This is a genomic window from Streptomyces sp. NPDC043812 (assembly GCF_056436245.1).
In genome coordinates this window covers 65,481-80,302 of the sequence record NZ_JBWKCY010000005.1, presented here as the reverse complement: position 1 = coordinate 80,302, position 14,822 = coordinate 65,481, and the positions used below count along the sequence as shown (strand labels likewise).

General features: G+C 70.7%; 12 protein-coding genes. 4 read left to right on the top strand and 8 right to left on the bottom strand.

Annotation, left to right across the window (positions count from 1 at the left end; all coding sequences use genetic code 11):
- Positions 1–4: 4 nt before the first annotated feature.
- Genes AC067Z_RS09445 through AC067Z_RS09430 form a run of 4 tightly spaced genes read right to left on the bottom strand, consistent with a single transcriptional unit; the run spans position 5 to position 3,457 of the window.
- Positions 5–451 carry a GNAT family N-acetyltransferase gene (locus AC067Z_RS09445; RefSeq protein ID WP_478788890.1) on the bottom strand — a complete coding sequence of 149 codons (447 nt, stop codon included), beginning with the start codon at positions 449–451 and terminating at the stop codon, positions 5–7.
- The gene (locus tag AC067Z_RS09440) at positions 448–1,944 is read right to left on the bottom strand and encodes a tripartite tricarboxylate transporter permease (RefSeq protein ID WP_478788889.1); all 1,497 of its coding nucleotides are present in this window, start codon (positions 1,942–1,944) and stop codon (positions 448–450) included. The genes AC067Z_RS09445 and AC067Z_RS09440 overlap by 4 nt, the downstream gene beginning before the upstream one ends.
- Before the next feature lie 2 nt (positions 1,945–1,946).
- A complete protein-coding gene (locus tag AC067Z_RS09435) occupies positions 1,947–2,477 on the bottom strand; it encodes a tripartite tricarboxylate transporter TctB family protein (RefSeq protein WP_478788888.1) in 531 nt (176 codons plus the stop codon).
- Positions 2,474–3,457, bottom strand: coding sequence for a Bug family tripartite tricarboxylate transporter substrate binding protein (locus AC067Z_RS09430; RefSeq protein WP_478788887.1), 984 nt, complete (start codon positions 3,455–3,457; stop codon positions 2,474–2,476). The genes AC067Z_RS09435 and AC067Z_RS09430 overlap by 4 nt, the downstream gene beginning before the upstream one ends.
- Positions 3,458–3,580: 123 nt before the next feature.
- Between AC067Z_RS09430 and AC067Z_RS09425 the strand changes: the two genes are divergently transcribed.
- Entirely contained in the window at positions 3,581–4,303 is a 723-nt protein-coding gene (locus AC067Z_RS09425) for a response regulator (RefSeq protein ID WP_478788886.1), read from the top strand.
- A gap of 6 nt (positions 4,304–4,309) precedes the next feature.
- On the opposite strand, the gene AC067Z_RS09420 is transcribed toward AC067Z_RS09425, so the two are convergent.
- Positions 4,310–4,684, bottom strand: coding sequence for a VOC family protein (locus AC067Z_RS09420; protein WP_478788885.1), 375 nt, complete (start codon positions 4,682–4,684; stop codon positions 4,310–4,312).
- A 140-nt stretch (positions 4,685–4,824) separates the two neighbouring features.
- On the opposite strand from AC067Z_RS09420, the gene AC067Z_RS09415 reads away from it, so the two are divergent.
- The 3 genes from AC067Z_RS09415 (at position 4,825) to AC067Z_RS09405 (ending at position 9,245) form a co-directional block, all read left to right on the top strand.
- The gene (locus AC067Z_RS09415) at positions 4,825–5,640 is read left to right on the top strand and encodes an inositol monophosphatase family protein (protein ID WP_478788884.1); all 816 of its coding nucleotides are present in this window, start codon (positions 4,825–4,827) and stop codon (positions 5,638–5,640) included.
- Between the two features lie 727 nt (positions 5,641–6,367).
- Positions 6,368–7,585 carry a PP2C family protein-serine/threonine phosphatase gene (locus tag AC067Z_RS09410; RefSeq protein WP_478788883.1) on the top strand — a complete coding sequence of 406 codons (1,218 nt, stop codon included), beginning with the start codon at positions 6,368–6,370 and terminating at the stop codon, positions 7,583–7,585.
- A 637-nt stretch (positions 7,586–8,222) separates the two neighbouring features.
- Positions 8,223–9,245: a lytic polysaccharide monooxygenase auxiliary activity family 9 protein gene (locus tag AC067Z_RS09405; protein WP_478788882.1), complete on the top strand. Its 1,023-nt coding sequence runs from the start codon at positions 8,223–8,225 to the stop codon at positions 9,243–9,245.
- 81 nt (positions 9,246–9,326) lie between these two features.
- Here the strand turns inward: AC067Z_RS09405 and AC067Z_RS09400 are convergent, their stop codons facing one another.
- The 3 genes from AC067Z_RS09400 to AC067Z_RS09390 form a co-directional block, all read right to left on the bottom strand.
- On the bottom strand, positions 9,327–10,196 hold the full coding sequence (locus tag AC067Z_RS09400) for an esterase/lipase family protein (protein ID WP_478788881.1): 870 nt from the start codon (positions 10,194–10,196) through the stop codon (positions 9,327–9,329).
- Positions 10,197–10,347: 151 nt separating this feature from the next.
- Complete coding sequence (locus AC067Z_RS09395) at positions 10,348–11,322, bottom strand: DNA polymerase Y family protein (RefSeq protein ID WP_478788880.1); 975 nt, start codon at positions 11,320–11,322, stop codon at positions 10,348–10,350.
- Positions 11,319–14,783 carry a DNA polymerase III subunit alpha gene (locus tag AC067Z_RS09390; RefSeq protein WP_478788879.1) on the bottom strand — a complete coding sequence of 1,155 codons (3,465 nt, stop codon included), beginning with the start codon at positions 14,781–14,783 and terminating at the stop codon, positions 11,319–11,321. Before AC067Z_RS09390 ends, AC067Z_RS09395 begins: the two co-directional genes overlap by 4 nt.
- Positions 14,784–14,822 lie beyond the last annotated feature (39 nt).

The following is a 14,822-nucleotide window of genomic DNA, read 5'->3' as shown; positions in this document are numbered from 1 at the left end:
CGGTTCAGAGCAGGCGCTTGCGGTAGTGGAAGCGGTCGTACACGCCCTCGATCCGTCGCTCGACCAGCTCGTATCCGTAGCGGGTGTACAGCTTCTGGTTCTCCCACATCTTGGCGTTGGTGAGGAGACGGACCTCGGGCAGTCCCAGCTGCCTGGCGTACGACTCCACGAAGCGGAGGAGGAGGCGGCCCACCCCGGTGCCCCAGGCGTCCGGGTGGACGGCGATCGAATCGAGATAGAGGTGATCGTCCTCCGGGACGAGGACGATCACCCCTTGCACCGGGTCGCCGGTGACGAACACCCTGCCCGCCGCCACGTTCGCCTCGTGATTCGCCTCCATCGGGACGGGCACGACGCCGATCCGTTCGATGTAGTGGTGGTAGGCCGCGTCGGTCACGGCCCGTACGGCGGTCACGTCGGCCGCAGTGGCAGGCCGGATGTCATCGGTCATGCCGACACATTACGGCGACGGACGATCACCTTCTTCAGCAGCGGCCAGGCCAGCAGGAGCGCGATCACCGCGTACACGGCCACCGCGAAGGGGGTGTTGACGAGTCCTGTGACGCTGCCGTCGCTGATCTGGAGTGCGCGGCGCAGCTGTTGTTCGGCGGCCGGGCCGAGGATCACACCGATCACCGCCGGCAGCACCGGAAGTCCGTAGCGCCGCATGCCGAAGCCGATCAGGCCGATGAGCAGCAGGATCACGAGATCCAGTGCTTCGCCGCCGACCGCGTACGCGCCGACCGCGGCGAAGAACAGGATGCCTGCGTAGAGATAGGGGCGCGGGATGCGCAGCAGCTTGGCCCAGACCGGGGCGAGCGGCAGGTTGAGCGCGAGCAGCAGCACCATGCCGACGAAGAGGGAGGCGATCAGGCCCCACACCAGGTCGGGTTCGCGTTCGAAGAGCAGCGGGCCCGGCTGGATGCCGTACTGCTGGAAGGCGGCGAGCATCACGGCGGCGACGGCGGTCGTGGGCAGACCCAGCGTCAGCATCGAGACCAGGGTGCCCGCCGCGGAGGCGGACGCCGCCGACTCGGGGCCTGCGACGCCCTCGATGGCGCCGCGCCCGAACTCGTCCTTGTGCCGGGACAGCCGCTTCTCCGTGACGTACGACAGGAACGTCGGTATCTCCGCGCCGCCGGCCGGGATCGCCCCGAAGGGGAATCCGATGACCGGTCCGCGCAGCCACGCCTTCCAGGTGCGCTTCACATCGGACCTGCCCAGCCACGGCCGGCCCACGGGTATGGCCTCGCCCGCCGAACGGCGCAGATGCGCGGCCACCCACAGGGCCTCGCCGATCGCGAAGAGGCCGACCGCGACGATGACGACGTCGATGCCGTCCGCGAGCTGCAGCGAACCGAAGGTGAGGCGCTGCTGGCCGGTCATCTGGTCGAGCCCCACGAGACCGATGGTGAGACCGATGAGCAGAGAGGCGAGTCCGCGGATGCGGGAGGAGCCGAGGACGGACGTCACGGCGATGAAGGCGAGCACCATGATGGCGAAGTAGTCGGGCGCACCGATGTCCACGGCCAGTTCGGCAACCGTCGGGGCGAGGGCGACGAGCAGGAGCGTGCCGATCATGCCGCCTGCGAAGTGGCCGACCGCGGCGGCGGCGAGCGCCTGTGCGCCGCGGCCCGCTTTCGCCATCGGATTGCCTTCGAGCGCGGCGACGACGGCTGCGCTCTCGCCAGGGGTGTTGAGCAGGATGGACGTGGTGGAACCGCCGAACATCGCGCCGTAGTAGATGCCGGCGAACATGATGAACGCGCCGGTCGGATCCAGGCCGTACGTCACGGGCAGCAGCAGTGCCACCGCCATCGCCGGGCCGATGCCCGGCAGTACGCCGATCGCGGTCCCGAGCAGTACACCGATCGCGGCCCACAGCAGGTTCATCGGAGTCAGCGCGGTACCGAAGCCGTCGAGGAGGGAGTGGAGAGAGTCCATCGTTACAGCACTCCCATCAGCGGGCCGCCCGGCAGGGGCACGCCGAGCAGATTGTTGAAGACGACGTAGGTGACGAGTGCGAGAGCCGCGGCGATCAGCGGATCGCGGTCGTGGTGCCGGCTGCCGAGGGCGAAGGCGGAGCCCCAGAAGAGCAGCGCGCCGGCGATCGGGAAGCCGAGAGGGCCGATGAGTACGGCGAAGGCGAGGAAGACGCCGCCGAGGAGCAGGACCGTGCGCCAGTCGCTCGGCTCGCTCAGGTCGATGTCCTCGCCGCCCTCGGCCTCGCCCCGGCCGCCGCGGAGGACGTCGATCGCGAGGAGGACGGCAACGACCAGGAGACCGATGCCGACCACGACGGGGACGGTCTTCGGGCCGACGGGGCCGCGCTGGGCGATCTCGACATCCATCGTCAGCGCGTCGGTGAGGACGAGGACGCCGATGACGAGGAGCAGCACGCTGACGCCGAGTTCGGAGTGCTCGCGCAGCCACGAGCGGCGGACCTGAGGGGTGGGGTCGGTCGTCGGGGCGCTCACAGTCCCAGCTCCTTCAGCACCGCGTCGACGCTCCTGTCCTGTTCGGCGAGGAAGCCGCCGAACTTGTCGCCGGTCAGGAACGCGTCGTCCCAGCCGTTCTTCTTCATGGAGTCCCGCCACTGCGGCGACTCGTGGAGCTCGGTGACGAGGCCGATGAGCTTGTCCCGTTCGGCGCCGCTCAGTCCTGGCGGGGCGACAATGCCGCGCCAGTTGGTGAACTCGGTGTCCAGCCCGGCCTCGCGGAGGGTGGGCGCGTCGAGACCGGGGACCCGCTGCGGCCCGGTGACGGCGAGCAGCCGCAGTTCGCCGGACTTGATCTGGTCGAGGTACTCGCCGACGCCGGAGACACCGAAGGCCACCTTGTTGCCGAGGATCGAGGCGAGAAGTTCGCCGCCGCCGTCGAAGGGGACGTAGTTGACGGACTTCGGGGCGATCCCCGCGGCCTGGGCCATCAGCATGGGGGCGAGATGGTCGGGCCCCCCGGGCGACGATCCGCCGCCGACGGGAAGCTTGCCGGGGTTCTTCTTCCAGGCCTCCAGCAGCTGGCCGATCGTCTTGTACGGCGAGTCCTTGGCGACGACCACGATGTCCTGCTCCTCCGTGAGCCGGGCTATCGGAGTGGTGTCGGCGAGGGTGCTGGGCGTCTTGTTGGTGTGGACTGCTCCGACGACGCCGAGGCCCATCGACATCGCGAGCTTGCCGTTGCCGTGCTCACCGACGAGGCGCGTGAGGCCGACGGTGCCGCCCGCTCCGGGAAGGTTGAAGACCTCGATGCCGTGGGTGAGCTCGGCGTCCTCCGCGTTCTTGGCGGCGGTGCGGGCGGTGATGTCGTAGCCGCCGCCGGGGGTGTTGGGGACCATGAAGCGCAGGCCGGGGATCTGCGTACCGGTGTCCGCGCCGGTGCCCGCGGTGAGCAGCGGGGGCGCGACGAGCACCAGCAGGGCAGCCCCGAGCAGGGCGATGGGGGTGCGCAATCGCACGGTGACGCCTCTCGTGGTGGGAGCTGTGAAGTGGCCCACATGTTGCCTGCGCGTTAAGAAGCTGTCTCTCTTCCGGAATCAACGGACGTTGTGGTCCTTGTGGTCGCGGCCTAGCGTGGCGGCGTGACGAACGTGCTGGTGGTGGACGACGACTTCATGGTCGCCAAGCTGCACAGCCGCTATGTGTCCGCGACGGAGGGCTTCACGGTCGTCGGCGTGGCCCACAGCGGCGCGGAGGCGCTGCGCGCCGCCGAGCGGCTGCGGCCGGATCTTGTGCTGCTCGACGTCTACCTGCCGGACATGGACGGGATCACCGTCCTGCGCGAGCTGCGGGCGGCGGAGGCCGCGGACCCGGGCCGGTCGAGCGCGGACGCGCTGTTCATCACGGCGGCCCGAGATGCGGCGATCGTCCGGTCCGCGCTGCGCGCGGGCGCGCTGCACTATCTGATCAAGCCGTTCAACCAGGCGGCGCTGCAGGAACAACTGAGACATGTGGCATCGCTGCGGTCCCGGCTGGAGCACCTGGACGAGGCACGTCAGGAGGACGTGGACCGGATCTTCGGCACCCGTCCGCCGGGCTCGCGGGAGCTCCCGAAGGGCCTCGCCCCGCACACGGCGGAGCTGGTGGAGCGCATCCTGCGGGAACACCCCGGCGACCTGTCGGCCTCGGAGTGCGCGGAGGCGGGCGCCCTCTCCCGCGTGAGCGCGCGCCGCTACCTGGAGTACTTCGCGGAAACGGGCCGCGCACAGGTGACCCTGCGCTACGGGGGCACGGGCCGCCCGGAACGCCGTTACCGCAGCGTGGGCCGGGGCCCGACCGGCGGATCAGGGCCGAACAGGCCCTGAGGGATGTCAGGGGCCTTCCGGGGGCGGCGGGGGCTGGTGGAGGCCGAACGGGGAGCCCTGGTCGTCGTGGCAGAGCTGGAACCGGCCGAAGCGGGCGACCGTCTCGTCGTCCCCGCCCAGGTCGACCTCGTCGACCGTGCCGCCCAGTTCACGTACCCGTGCGACGGCCGCCTGGATGTCGTCGACGCGGAAGAAGACGTAGGGACTCGCTCCCGGGTCACCGCCGTGCAGCCCGCCGGGGACACCGGTGGTGCGGATCGCGTAGCCGCCGCCCTCCGTCGTACCGGCCTCGAAGGCCCAGTCGAACAGTCCGCTGTAGAAGGCGCGTGCCTGCTCGGAGTCGGCCACGCCGATTTCGAAGAAGGAGATCTCCCCGGCCATCGCTCGCTCCCGGCCTAGGTCATGAGGGACAGTGCCGGTCCCACGTTACGACCGAGGCCCGGGCCACGCACCCGGCGGCGGGGGCGGGCAAGGCACTGGCGGCCGCAGCTGCAGGAAACGGCCGCGGCTATCCTGCGCGCATGCTGATCACGAACACGGACACCGACGCGCAACTGGCCGTGACAGCGGCGCAGGCGGGAGCAGCCGTGGTGCGCGACATGTACGGGGCATCGATGGCGCGGTTCGAGAAGTCCGCCGGTGACTTCGCGACGGCTGCAGACCTCGCGGCGGAGAAGGCCATCCTCGACGTCCTCCGTACGGCTCGCCCCGATGATGCCGTGACGGGCGAGGAGAGCGGGCACACCGACGCGGACGGCGCAGAGCGCAGTTGGTTGGTCGATCCCTTGTGCGGCACGCTGAACTACGCCGTGCACAACATGCTGGTGGCGGTGAACGTCGCGCTGCGGGTGGGCTCGGGCCTCACGGCGGCGGCAACAGCCGACCCGTTCACCGGCGAGGTGTTCTGGACCGACGGCGAAAGCGCCCGCCTTCGGAGCGGCGGTGTGGACGAGGAGCTGGCACCGTCACCCGATTCCCGGCTGGTGGACCTCAATCTCGACCCGCCGTTCCCCAACTCACCGGACTTCCGGGCGGCCCACCTCCTCACCGCCCCCGGGTTCGCCGAACACTTCCGGCCCCGCGTCGTCTCCACCACCCTGGCGGTGGCCTGGGTGGCCGCCGGCCGGAGAGCGGCCTACGTCACCGACGGCCACCTGCGGGACAGCGTGCATTTCGCCGCCGGGATCGCCTTGTGCAAAGCCGCCGGCTGCGTGGCGACCGGCATCCACGGCCAGCCACTGCACTCCGGCGCGGGCGGACTGGTCGTGGCGGCCGACGAGCAGACGCACGCCGTGCTGCTGGAACTGATCGGACACCAGGTCCGGGCCGACCGGTAGTCGACCTCACGGGCGGCCGCCCCGGGATCGTGGACCGGTTGTCCGGTTGCACCGGACACCGTGTCCACGATCCGGCCGCGTGCCTCGATTGCCCGAGTTGCGCAAAACCGGCGTCGCTTCACTCCGCGGAGTCCGGTGGCGGCTTCGACACGGTGGGGGCAGCGTTGAGGCGTTGAGGCGTTGAGGCGTTGAGGCGTTGAGGCGTTGAGGCCGAGGGTGCCCTGGCCATGGGGCTGCCGCTCCTTTGTCGTGCGGCTTGGGAGGGGCGTGGCCCTTCCTGCGTCCGATGCTTCCGCTGTCGCCCTGGGCGCGGTGGCAGCGGGTAGCGGATGGGGCAGGTGCAGAGGTTGGATGCAGGCATGCCGAAGAGCGACGACTACGCGAGAACCAGCGCCGGACTGACGATGTTCGGGTGCCTGGCAGGGCTGGCCGTTGCTCTCCTCTTTCCGGTGTTGGCATTCCTCACGGTCTACTTTTTCGGGCTCCCCACCCCGTAGGCGCTGCTCGCCGGAGAGCAGCCCAACGCCGCTCCGCCGCCCTGTTGCTATTCGCGTGCGTGACCCCCGAGCTGCGCGGCGGACGGTGTGTGACATGCCGCTGGTGGCGTAATGGGGGTAGAGGCCGTCCGACGGGATGACGCTGTGTTGCGTCGGATGAACGGGCGTAGCCCGGGGATGCACACGTCACGCGAGTGGTCTTTGAGCGGATCCGGCGAAAGGAACCAGACATGGGCGAGGATTCTGCAGGGCTGGCCGGACTGCTCGCTGCGGCAGAGGCCGGGATGCCTGTCGAGTCGGTCGAGGCGGTCGCCTTCGCGCTGGCGAGGAGCCTGCACGCCCGATCCGTGTCCTTCCTGATCACTGACTTCACCGGCAACGCCGTCGTACGTCTGGGCAATACCGACGCCGGCGAGGAACGGGAGCACATCGAGTTGCCCGGCACCATCTACGAACAGGTACTGCGCGACCAGAGGGTGTCCGTCCGCCGAGCCCCGGATTCCGAGGGGCAGGTCCGTATCGTGGCCCCAGTGACCAACCGCGGGGATGCCATCGGGCTTCTTGAAGTCCTCCTCCCTCAAGCCCCCGAACCCGCAACCGTGCAGACGGTCGCCGAAGCGGCCCATGCTCTGGCCTACATCCTCATCGCCAACCGCCGCTTCACCGACCTGTACCAGTGGGGCCGCCGCACCCTCCCGGTGAACCTTGCCGCCGAGATCCAGAACACTCTCCTCCCCGACAGCCTCACCTGCGAAGCACCGCAGTTCACGGTCTCCGGCGAGCTGATCCCGGCCGAAACGATCGCCGGCGACACCTTCGATCACTCCCTCGACCGACACACCCTTCATGTGTCGATCACCGACGCCATGGGCCACAACGTCCGTGCCGCTCTCATGGCCACCCTGCTTGTCGGCGCTCTGCGCAGTGCCCGGCGCAGTGGAGCCGACCTTGCCGAACAGGCCCGGCAGGCCCATCAGGCCCTGCTCGACCACGGCGTCCTCGGCCCATTGGTCACCGGCCAGCTCTTGCGCATCGACCTGCAGACGGGGAGCGCCGATTTCGTCAACGCCGGCCACCCCTGGCCCTGGCGCCTGCGCGAGGGACGCCTCGATCACATCACTCCCGAGATCGATCCGCCCTTCGGCGCCCCCCTGCCGCACCCGCACCGCGTCCAGTCCCTCCAGTTGCAACCAGGTGACCGTCTCATCCTGGTCACCGATGGCATGCTCGAGCGCAACGCCGCCGCCGAAGACCTTCCCGCCCTGATCAAGGGCACCCGCGATCTGCATCCTCGCGAGACCGTTCACGCGCTCACCCAGGCCGTCCTGCAGGCCCAGCAAGGTGTCCTGCATGACGACGCCACCGTGGTCTGCCTGGACTGGCGAGGCATCCAGGACGAGGCGCATGCCTCCTACGCGGCCCCTTCCGCGGTCCCCAAGTTGATGTAAGCCCTGGCCAACGGCGTCAAGGCTCGCGCCGGACAGGATCCGCGCCAGGGATGGTCATGACTGAGCGTGACGACAAAGCGAAGTCGACAACGAAGACCCGTTTGAGCGGGGGAAGATGGACTGGGCGTTCCTCCGCTGGATCCTTCTCGCCGGATTCCTGCTGGTGGTGATCGCCTTGCGTTCACCACATGGGCGTTCGGCCATCGCAGGACCTGACCGGGCGACCTCGCGGACCTCAATGACCGCCTGACCGCCCCTGCCGATGGTTCGCATCGAGGGGCCCGTGGGGAGCCACGCAGGGAGCCGAACAGGGAGCCGAACAGGGAGCCGAACAGGGCGCCACCGCGGCCGACCCGAGACGGATCTCCCTGGACGACCACGGGCGTGGACCTTCGCGAACCAGGTGGTCGGAGGCACGTGACCACCCCCCTTCCTCAGCCCCCTCTTAGTGCCACCTTAAACGGAGCATAAGGATCGTCATCCCCCGCTCCCAGCAGGCGATTTCGCTGCGTTCAGGGGCTAGCTTGCTGATCGCCGGGCCGGTTCGGGCAGTCGGCGCCGTAGTCCTACGGGGGGCCGCGCCGCCCGCTCGTGCCGGTCCCGTCCCCCCGCCGCCGTTTCGAAGGAGAACGTCACCATGACCGCTCGTCGCAAGGCCGCCACGGTCGCCGCACTCGGTCTCGCCCCGATCGCGCTGGCCTCGCTGGCCACCGCGCCGGCGGCCGCCCACGGTTCCATGACGGATCCGGTCAGCCGGGTGTCCGCCTGTTTCGCCGAGGGGCCGGAGAGTCCGAAGTCGGCGGCGTGCAAGGCGGCGGTCGCGGCGAGCGGCACTCAGGCGTTCTACGACTGGAACGAGGTCAACATCGCCAACGCCGCGGGCAACCACAAGCAGCTCATCCCGGACGGGAAGCTGTGCAGTGCCGGTCGCGACAAGTACAAGGGACTCGACCTGCCCCGTGCCGACTGGCCGTCCTCGCCGCTCGCCTCCGGCAACCACACCTTCCGCTACAAGGCGACCGCTCCGCACAAGGGTTCCTTCGAGCTGTATCTGACCAAGGACGGCTACGACCCGACGCAGCCGCTGAAGTGGTCGGACCTGGAGACGAAGCCGTTCGCGAAGGTCACGAACCCGAAGCTGGAGAACGGTGCGTACGTCTTCGACGGCGTCGTGCCCGCCAAGTCCGGCCGGCACCTGGTCTACTCGATCTGGCAGCGTTCGGACTCCCCCGAGGCCTTCTACACCTGCTCGGACGTGGTGTTCGGCAAGGACAACGGCGGTGGCGCCGCCCCCACCGCGTCCGCCCCCTCCGAGCAGGAGATCGAGGACGGCACGGACAAGTCGACGGTGGACCACGGCGGCCACGGCGGTGACGACCACGCCGAGGGGTCGCCCGCGGAGAAGCCCGACGCGACGCCGTCGGAGGCACCCGCGGACAACGCGGAGGACGGCGGCAACGCTCCCGAGGCGAAGGACGCCGCCGCGCCGTCCGCGGCCGCCCCGGAGACCTCCGGCGAGAACCTGGCCGAGACGGGCGGCAACAGCAACACGCCGTACCTCGCGATCGGCGGGGCGGCCGCTCTCGCGGTGGGTGCCGCGGCGCTGTTCGGTCTGGGCCGCCGCCGGCCCGCGGCGGCGGGTGGCCGGCACAGCCGCTGAATCGGCGCAGCCGCTGAATGAGGTCATGGGCTGCCGTCCGCTCGCAGGAGCGGACGGCAGCCCGTTTGCGTGTGCGTCGCGTCAGTCGAAGACGGACGCGCAGGTGGTGGGCCGGGCGTGGGCCGGGTCGAGCGCGTTCGCCACCTCGTGGAAGGCGATCAGGTCGAACAGGCCGATCGCGACGTGCTCGGAGAAGTCGATGGGGCACAGGTCCTGGAGCAGCACGTTGCGGACGTTCGGTCCGCTCAGGAACTGCGACCGGTAGGGCGTGACCACTTGGTCGTAGCGGGTGGCGATGACGGTGTAGCGGACGCCCGGGACCGTGTCGCCGCCCTCGTTGAGCTTGGTCAGGAACGCCGATCCGGCGACCTGGTCGGCGAGGCCGGGGGTGTGCTCGCTGATCAGATCGGCCGCGCCGGGGAAGAACGGCAGCAGCTTGGTGAACCCGTTCAGGGTGGTGCCGTGGTTGTCGGGCGCGATGCCGACGAGGGCGTTCACCTTCGCGGCGCCGCCCAGGAACTTGAGGTAGTGGCGGGGCATCATGCCGCCCTGGGAGTGGCCGACGATGTCGGCTTTTGCGGCGCCGGTCGTGGCGAGGACCTTGTCGACATAGGCGTCGAGCTGTCCGGCCGACTTGTCGATGGGGCCGAGGCCGTGGAAGAAGGGCACGTTCGGGAGCTGGCCGTAGTCGAGGGAGAAGACGCAGTAGCCGCGCTTCACCAGATACGGGGCGAGAGCGAGCCAGTTGTCGACGGAGTTCCCGAGGGTTCCGTGGACGAGGACGACAGGGCGGGGATGGGCGGCGGAGGGCTTGCAGTTGTCGTTGTTCCAGCCACTGCTGGGGGCGGCGGCGGCCGAATCGGCGACAGCGGTGGCGGCGGGGGTGAGGGCGACGGCAGCCGCCAGCAGCAAGGCTGACAGATACCTGAGCGCACGTTTCCAAGGCAGCATCGATCGTTCTCCTTGCGGCTCAAGGGAGTTGCGATGGCTGGATTTGCTGTGCTCACGTCAAATTACGGGCGAGTAACCACGAGGGGAAGTTACGCGTCGGTAAAGACTGACTTTTCTTCAACAGCGAGGCGGGCGGTGTCGAGAGGAACCCCTACGCCGCGAGCGACCCCGGCACGACCGCCCGCGGACCGAAGCGTGCCCGCGCCCGGTCCGCCACCGCCTCGATGCGGCGCGCCCGCTCGTCGGCCGGGTCGAACGTCAGCTGCCGGGCGGCCCGTTCGGCCGGCGTCAGCCCCTCGGCGCGCAGCGACAGCGCGCGCACCCGCGCCCGCTGCAGTCCGAGCGACTCGTGCAGCGCGTATGCGGTGGCGGTGAGTGCCGCCGAGTGGGCGGTCGGCTCACGCAGGACCCGGGTCCGGGTGGTCGTGGACCGGTCCGCGTAGCGCACGGTGAGGGCGAGGGAGCGGCACACCTGGCGCTCGCCGCGCATCCGCACACCCAGTTCCTCGGTGAGCGAGAGCAGCGCCCTGCGATGCTGCGTCGGATCCAACTCATCGATCGGGAAGGCGCGTTCGGCGGCCATCGACCGCGAGAGGGCGTTCGGGACGACCGCCGTACGGTCGATTCCGCGCGCCCGCTCCCACACCTCGCGCCCGGCCCGCGCGCCGAGGATCCGCTGCACGACGGCGAGCGGTGCGGCGGCGACGCGGCCGGCGGAGTCGAGACCGTAGGCGCACAGGGTGCGGGCAGTCGCCGTCCCCACACCGTCGAGCGCACCGACCGGCTTGTCCGCGAGGAAGGCCGCCGCTTCGTCCTCCGCCACGACCAGGGTCGTCCCGGGCACGGCCTCCCGCGCCGCCATCCGGGCGAGCTGCGGACCGGGGCCCGCTCCGATCGCGCAGTCCACCCCGCAGTGCGCGAGCAGACGCACCCGCAACAGGGAGGCGAGTGCGGCCGTGTCCCGGCCGAAGTACCGTTCGGCGCCCCGGACGTCGATGAGCGCGGCATCGGGCGGCAGCGCCTGGACGACGGGGCTGATGTCCTCGGCCACCCTGATCAGGGCGGGCAGGGCAGCCCCGGCCCCTTCGAGCGCCGGAGGCGGCAGAAAGCGTACGTGGAGGATCATCCGGCGCTCCCGGGGCTCTGGTGCCACAGCTTCCTCCCGGTGGCGGCCTTCTCGCCGGGCGGCTGGAGGTCCGCCCACGGGTTCAGCTGATATCCGGTGGGCAGTTCGATGCGGCGGCCGCTGTCGGCCCCGGCCTCCTCCGGCTGCGGAGCGGGGGCGGCCAGCCGGGCCGCGACCGCGTCGAGGCCGCCGGTGCGGCGCAGTTCGACCAGTTCGGCCAGGTTCCAGGCGGCCGCACCGACCACACTGAGGCTGCGCGGGCCGCGCCGCTGCACCACTCCGCGCACCAGCAGCAGCCAGGAGTGGAAGACGGTGTGGGCGCAGGCGGCGTGACTGTCGTCGAAGAAGGCGAGGTCGACCAGGCCGGTGCCGTCGTCGAGCGTGGTGAAGATGACTCGTTTGCCGGACCGGATCGGCGGTGTCTGGGTGGCTGCCTTCGCCCCCGCGACGAGCACGGTCTGCCCGTGCGGGGCAGCGCGCAGCCGCTGAGCGGAAAGCACGCCGAGCTCGTCCAGGAAAGCATGGTGATCACCCATCAGATGGCGGGACGCATCCATGCCGAGCACGCCGAGTTCGGCGCTGAGCCGCTCGGCGTCGCCCAGGTCCGGCAGCCCGAGCGGTGCCGCCTTCTCCCCCCTGGCCAGCGGGAGCTGACCGCCGTACGACGCCGCTCCGCGCCGTGTGCGGTGGAGTTCGGCGAGGTGCAGCAGCAGATCGCGACGGTTGGAGCCGAAGGCGTCGAGGGCGCCGACCTGGGCGAGCCGTTCGGCCACCGGCCGGGCGGGGCGGGCCCGTTGCCAGAAGTCCAGCAGCGAGGAGTAGGGCTGCCCGGCCTCGATGCGTGCCGTCTCGGCCTCGCTGATGCCGTGGACGTCCGCGAGGGCGAGCCGCAGGCCCCATCGAGCAGGCACCGCATCAGACACCAGTTCGATTCGGTGAGCGGCCGCCGACCGGTTCACATCCAGCGGCAGCACGGGCACCCCACGCCGCCGCGCGTCCGCAAGCAGCAGCCGCTTCGGATACATCCCGGGGTCGTGGGTGAGCAGCCCGGCGTAGAAGGCGGCCGGATGGTGCGCCTTGAGCCAGGCCGACTGGTAGGTGGGCACGGCGAACGCGACCGCGTGCGCCTTGCAGAAGCCGTACGAGCCGAACGCCTCGACGATCTCCCAGGTGCGGGCGATCACTTCGGGCTCGTACCCCTTCGCCCCGGCGCGCTGCGCGAACCATGCCTTGATCCTGCCCTGCGACTCGGGATCGGAGAGCCCGCGCCGCACGCGGTCGGCCTCGTCCCGGCCGCAGCCGGTCATGATGTTCACGATCTCGATGATCTGCTCATGGAAGACAACCACCCCGTAGGTGTCCCTCAGCGGCTCCTCCAGATCGGGATGCGGATAACGGACGGGCGCCCGGCCGTGGCGGGCCTCGATGAACGGGCGCACCATGTCGGCCGCGACCGGCCCCGGCCGGAACAGCGAGATGTCGACGACCAGATCGTGGAAGGACTCCGGCTGCAGCCGCCCGACCAGATCGCGCTGGCCCGGCGACTCGATCTGGAAACAGCCCAGCGTCTCGGTGGACCTGATGAGCCGGTAGGTGGCCGGGTCGCCCGGCGGCACGGAGTCGATGTCCACCTCGTCCCCCGTGGCCCGGCGCACCTCGGCGACCGCGTGTGCCATCGCCGACTGCATCCGCACTCCGAGGACGTCGAGCTTGAGCAGTCCGAGCTCCTCCACGTCGTCCTTGTCGAACTGCGACATGGGGAAGGGGGTGGCCGCCTCGCCCGGCGAGCTGCCGGGAATCTCGCCGCTGGTGGGCATCACGGGAGTACGCGTCAGCAGTGAGGCGTCGGAGAGGAGCACGCCGCAGGGGTGCATGGCGACCCCGCGCGGCAGCGCGTCCAGCGCCTCGACCAGCCCCCACAGCCGTCCGCGCTTCTTCAACTCCTCGGCAGTGGAGCGCAGTTCGGGCAGTTCATCGAGAGCGGCGCGGGCGTCACGGGCCCGGATGTGCGGAAAGGACTTGGCGATCTCGTCGATCTCGGCCGGGTCCATGGACAGGGCGGCGCCCACGTCCCGTACGGCATGGCGCACCCGGTAGGTCTCGGGCATGGCGACGGCCGCGACGCGCTCCCCGCCGAAGCGGTCGATGATCCTCCGGTAGACCTCGAGGCGGCGGGCGGACTCGACGTCGATGTCGATGTCGGGCAGCACCCGTCGGCGCTTGGACAGGAAGCGCTCCATCAGCAGGCCCTGCTCGACGGGATCGGCGTGCGCGATGCCGAGGAGGTGGTTGACGAGCGATCCGGCACCGGAGCCGCGGGCGGCGACCCGGATGCCCATCTCCCGTACGTCGTCGACCACTTGGGCGACCGTCAGGAAGTAGGAGGCGAAACCGTGGTGGGCGATGATGTCCAGCTCGTGGTGCATCCGCTCCCAGTACTCCCGCCGGCCGTCGTATCCGCGCAGCACCATGCCCGCGGCCGCGCGGGAGGCGAGCACCCGCTGTGCGGTGCGGTACTCCGCACCGACGAGGCCGGGCTCCGGGAAGTGGACGCTGCCCATCCCCAGATCGCCCTCCGGGTCCACCAGGGCGGCCGCGGCCGTCTCCTCGGTCATGGCGAGCAGCCGGTGCGCGGTGTCGCGCCGGAAGCCGGCGGCCTCGGCGACCCGCTCGGCGATGTGGGCCATCGCGCCCCGGTCCTTGAGCCAGCGTTCGCCGCTGTCGAGCCCTTTGCGCGGGTCCACGGGCACGAGCCGGCGGGCCGAGTCGAGAACGTCGGCGACCGGGCCCTGACCGGGGTCGGCATACCGGACGGCGTTGGTCAGTACCGCCCGTACGCCGTGTTCGGCTGCGAGGCCGAGCGTGCGGGCGGCATGACGCAGCGAGCCGGGGCCGGTGCCGCTCCGGCCGTGGTGCACGACCTCCAGGCACAGCCGGTCGCCGTATCTCTCCCGCCAGGGGGCGAGCAGCTCGGCGGCGCGGTCGGGCCGGCCGGCGGCGAGTGCCCGGCCGACCTCGGAGGAGGGGCCGAGGAGCACGCTCAGGTCGTCGCCGTGGTTGTCCGGCCACGGCAGCAGCGGGCTGTTCCGATCGACCGCGTGGGCGGCTGTGATCATCCGGCACAACTCCGCCCAGCCCTGACGGGAACGGGCGAGGAAGATCGTCCGGGGCGCGGATTCGTCGATGAACGCCCCGCCGCGCACCGGCGTACGCCGCCGCTCGGCGGGCCCCTCCCTGCGCTCGCGCTCCCCCACCGCGAGGTCGACACCGAACAGGGGCCGCACCCCCGCGTCCCCGCATGCCCGGGCGAAGCGGACGGCTCCCGCGAGGGTGTCGCGGTCCGTCAGGGCAAGGGCATCCATGCCCCGCTCCGCGGCGCGCTCGGCAAGCCGCTCCGGGTGGGAGGCTCCGTACCTCGTGGAGAACCCGGAAACGGTGTGCAGATGCGTGAAGTAGGGCACCCGCACCTCCTGGATCAGTCCGTCTCACCTCCCCCGTCT

What these genes read in the sequence shown, in the direction of transcription:
- AC067Z_RS09445 (WP_478788890.1), bottom strand. Translation starts at nt 451, where the DNA reads ATGACCGATGACATCCGGCCTGCCACTGCGGCCGACGTGACCGCCGTA.
- AC067Z_RS09440 (WP_478788889.1), bottom strand. Translation starts at nt 1,944, where the DNA reads ATGGACTCTCTCCACTCCCTCCTCGACGGCTTCGGTACCGCGCTGACT.
- AC067Z_RS09420 (WP_478788885.1), bottom strand. Translation starts at nt 4,684, where the DNA reads ATGGCCGGGGAGATCTCCTTCTTCGAAATCGGCGTGGCCGACTCCGAG.
- AC067Z_RS09415 (WP_478788884.1), top strand. Translation starts at nt 4,825, where the DNA reads ATGCTGATCACGAACACGGACACCGACGCGCAACTGGCCGTGACAGCG.
- AC067Z_RS09410 (WP_478788883.1), top strand. Translation starts at nt 6,368, where the DNA reads ATGGGCGAGGATTCTGCAGGGCTGGCCGGACTGCTCGCTGCGGCAGAG.
- AC067Z_RS09405 (WP_478788882.1), top strand. Translation starts at nt 8,223, where the DNA reads ATGACCGCTCGTCGCAAGGCCGCCACGGTCGCCGCACTCGGTCTCGCC.
- AC067Z_RS09400 (WP_478788881.1), bottom strand. Translation starts at nt 10,196, where the DNA reads ATGCTGCCTTGGAAACGTGCGCTCAGGTATCTGTCAGCCTTGCTGCTG.
- AC067Z_RS09395 (WP_478788880.1), bottom strand. Translation starts at nt 11,322, where the DNA reads ATGATCCTCCACGTACGCTTTCTGCCGCCTCCGGCGCTCGAAGGGGCC.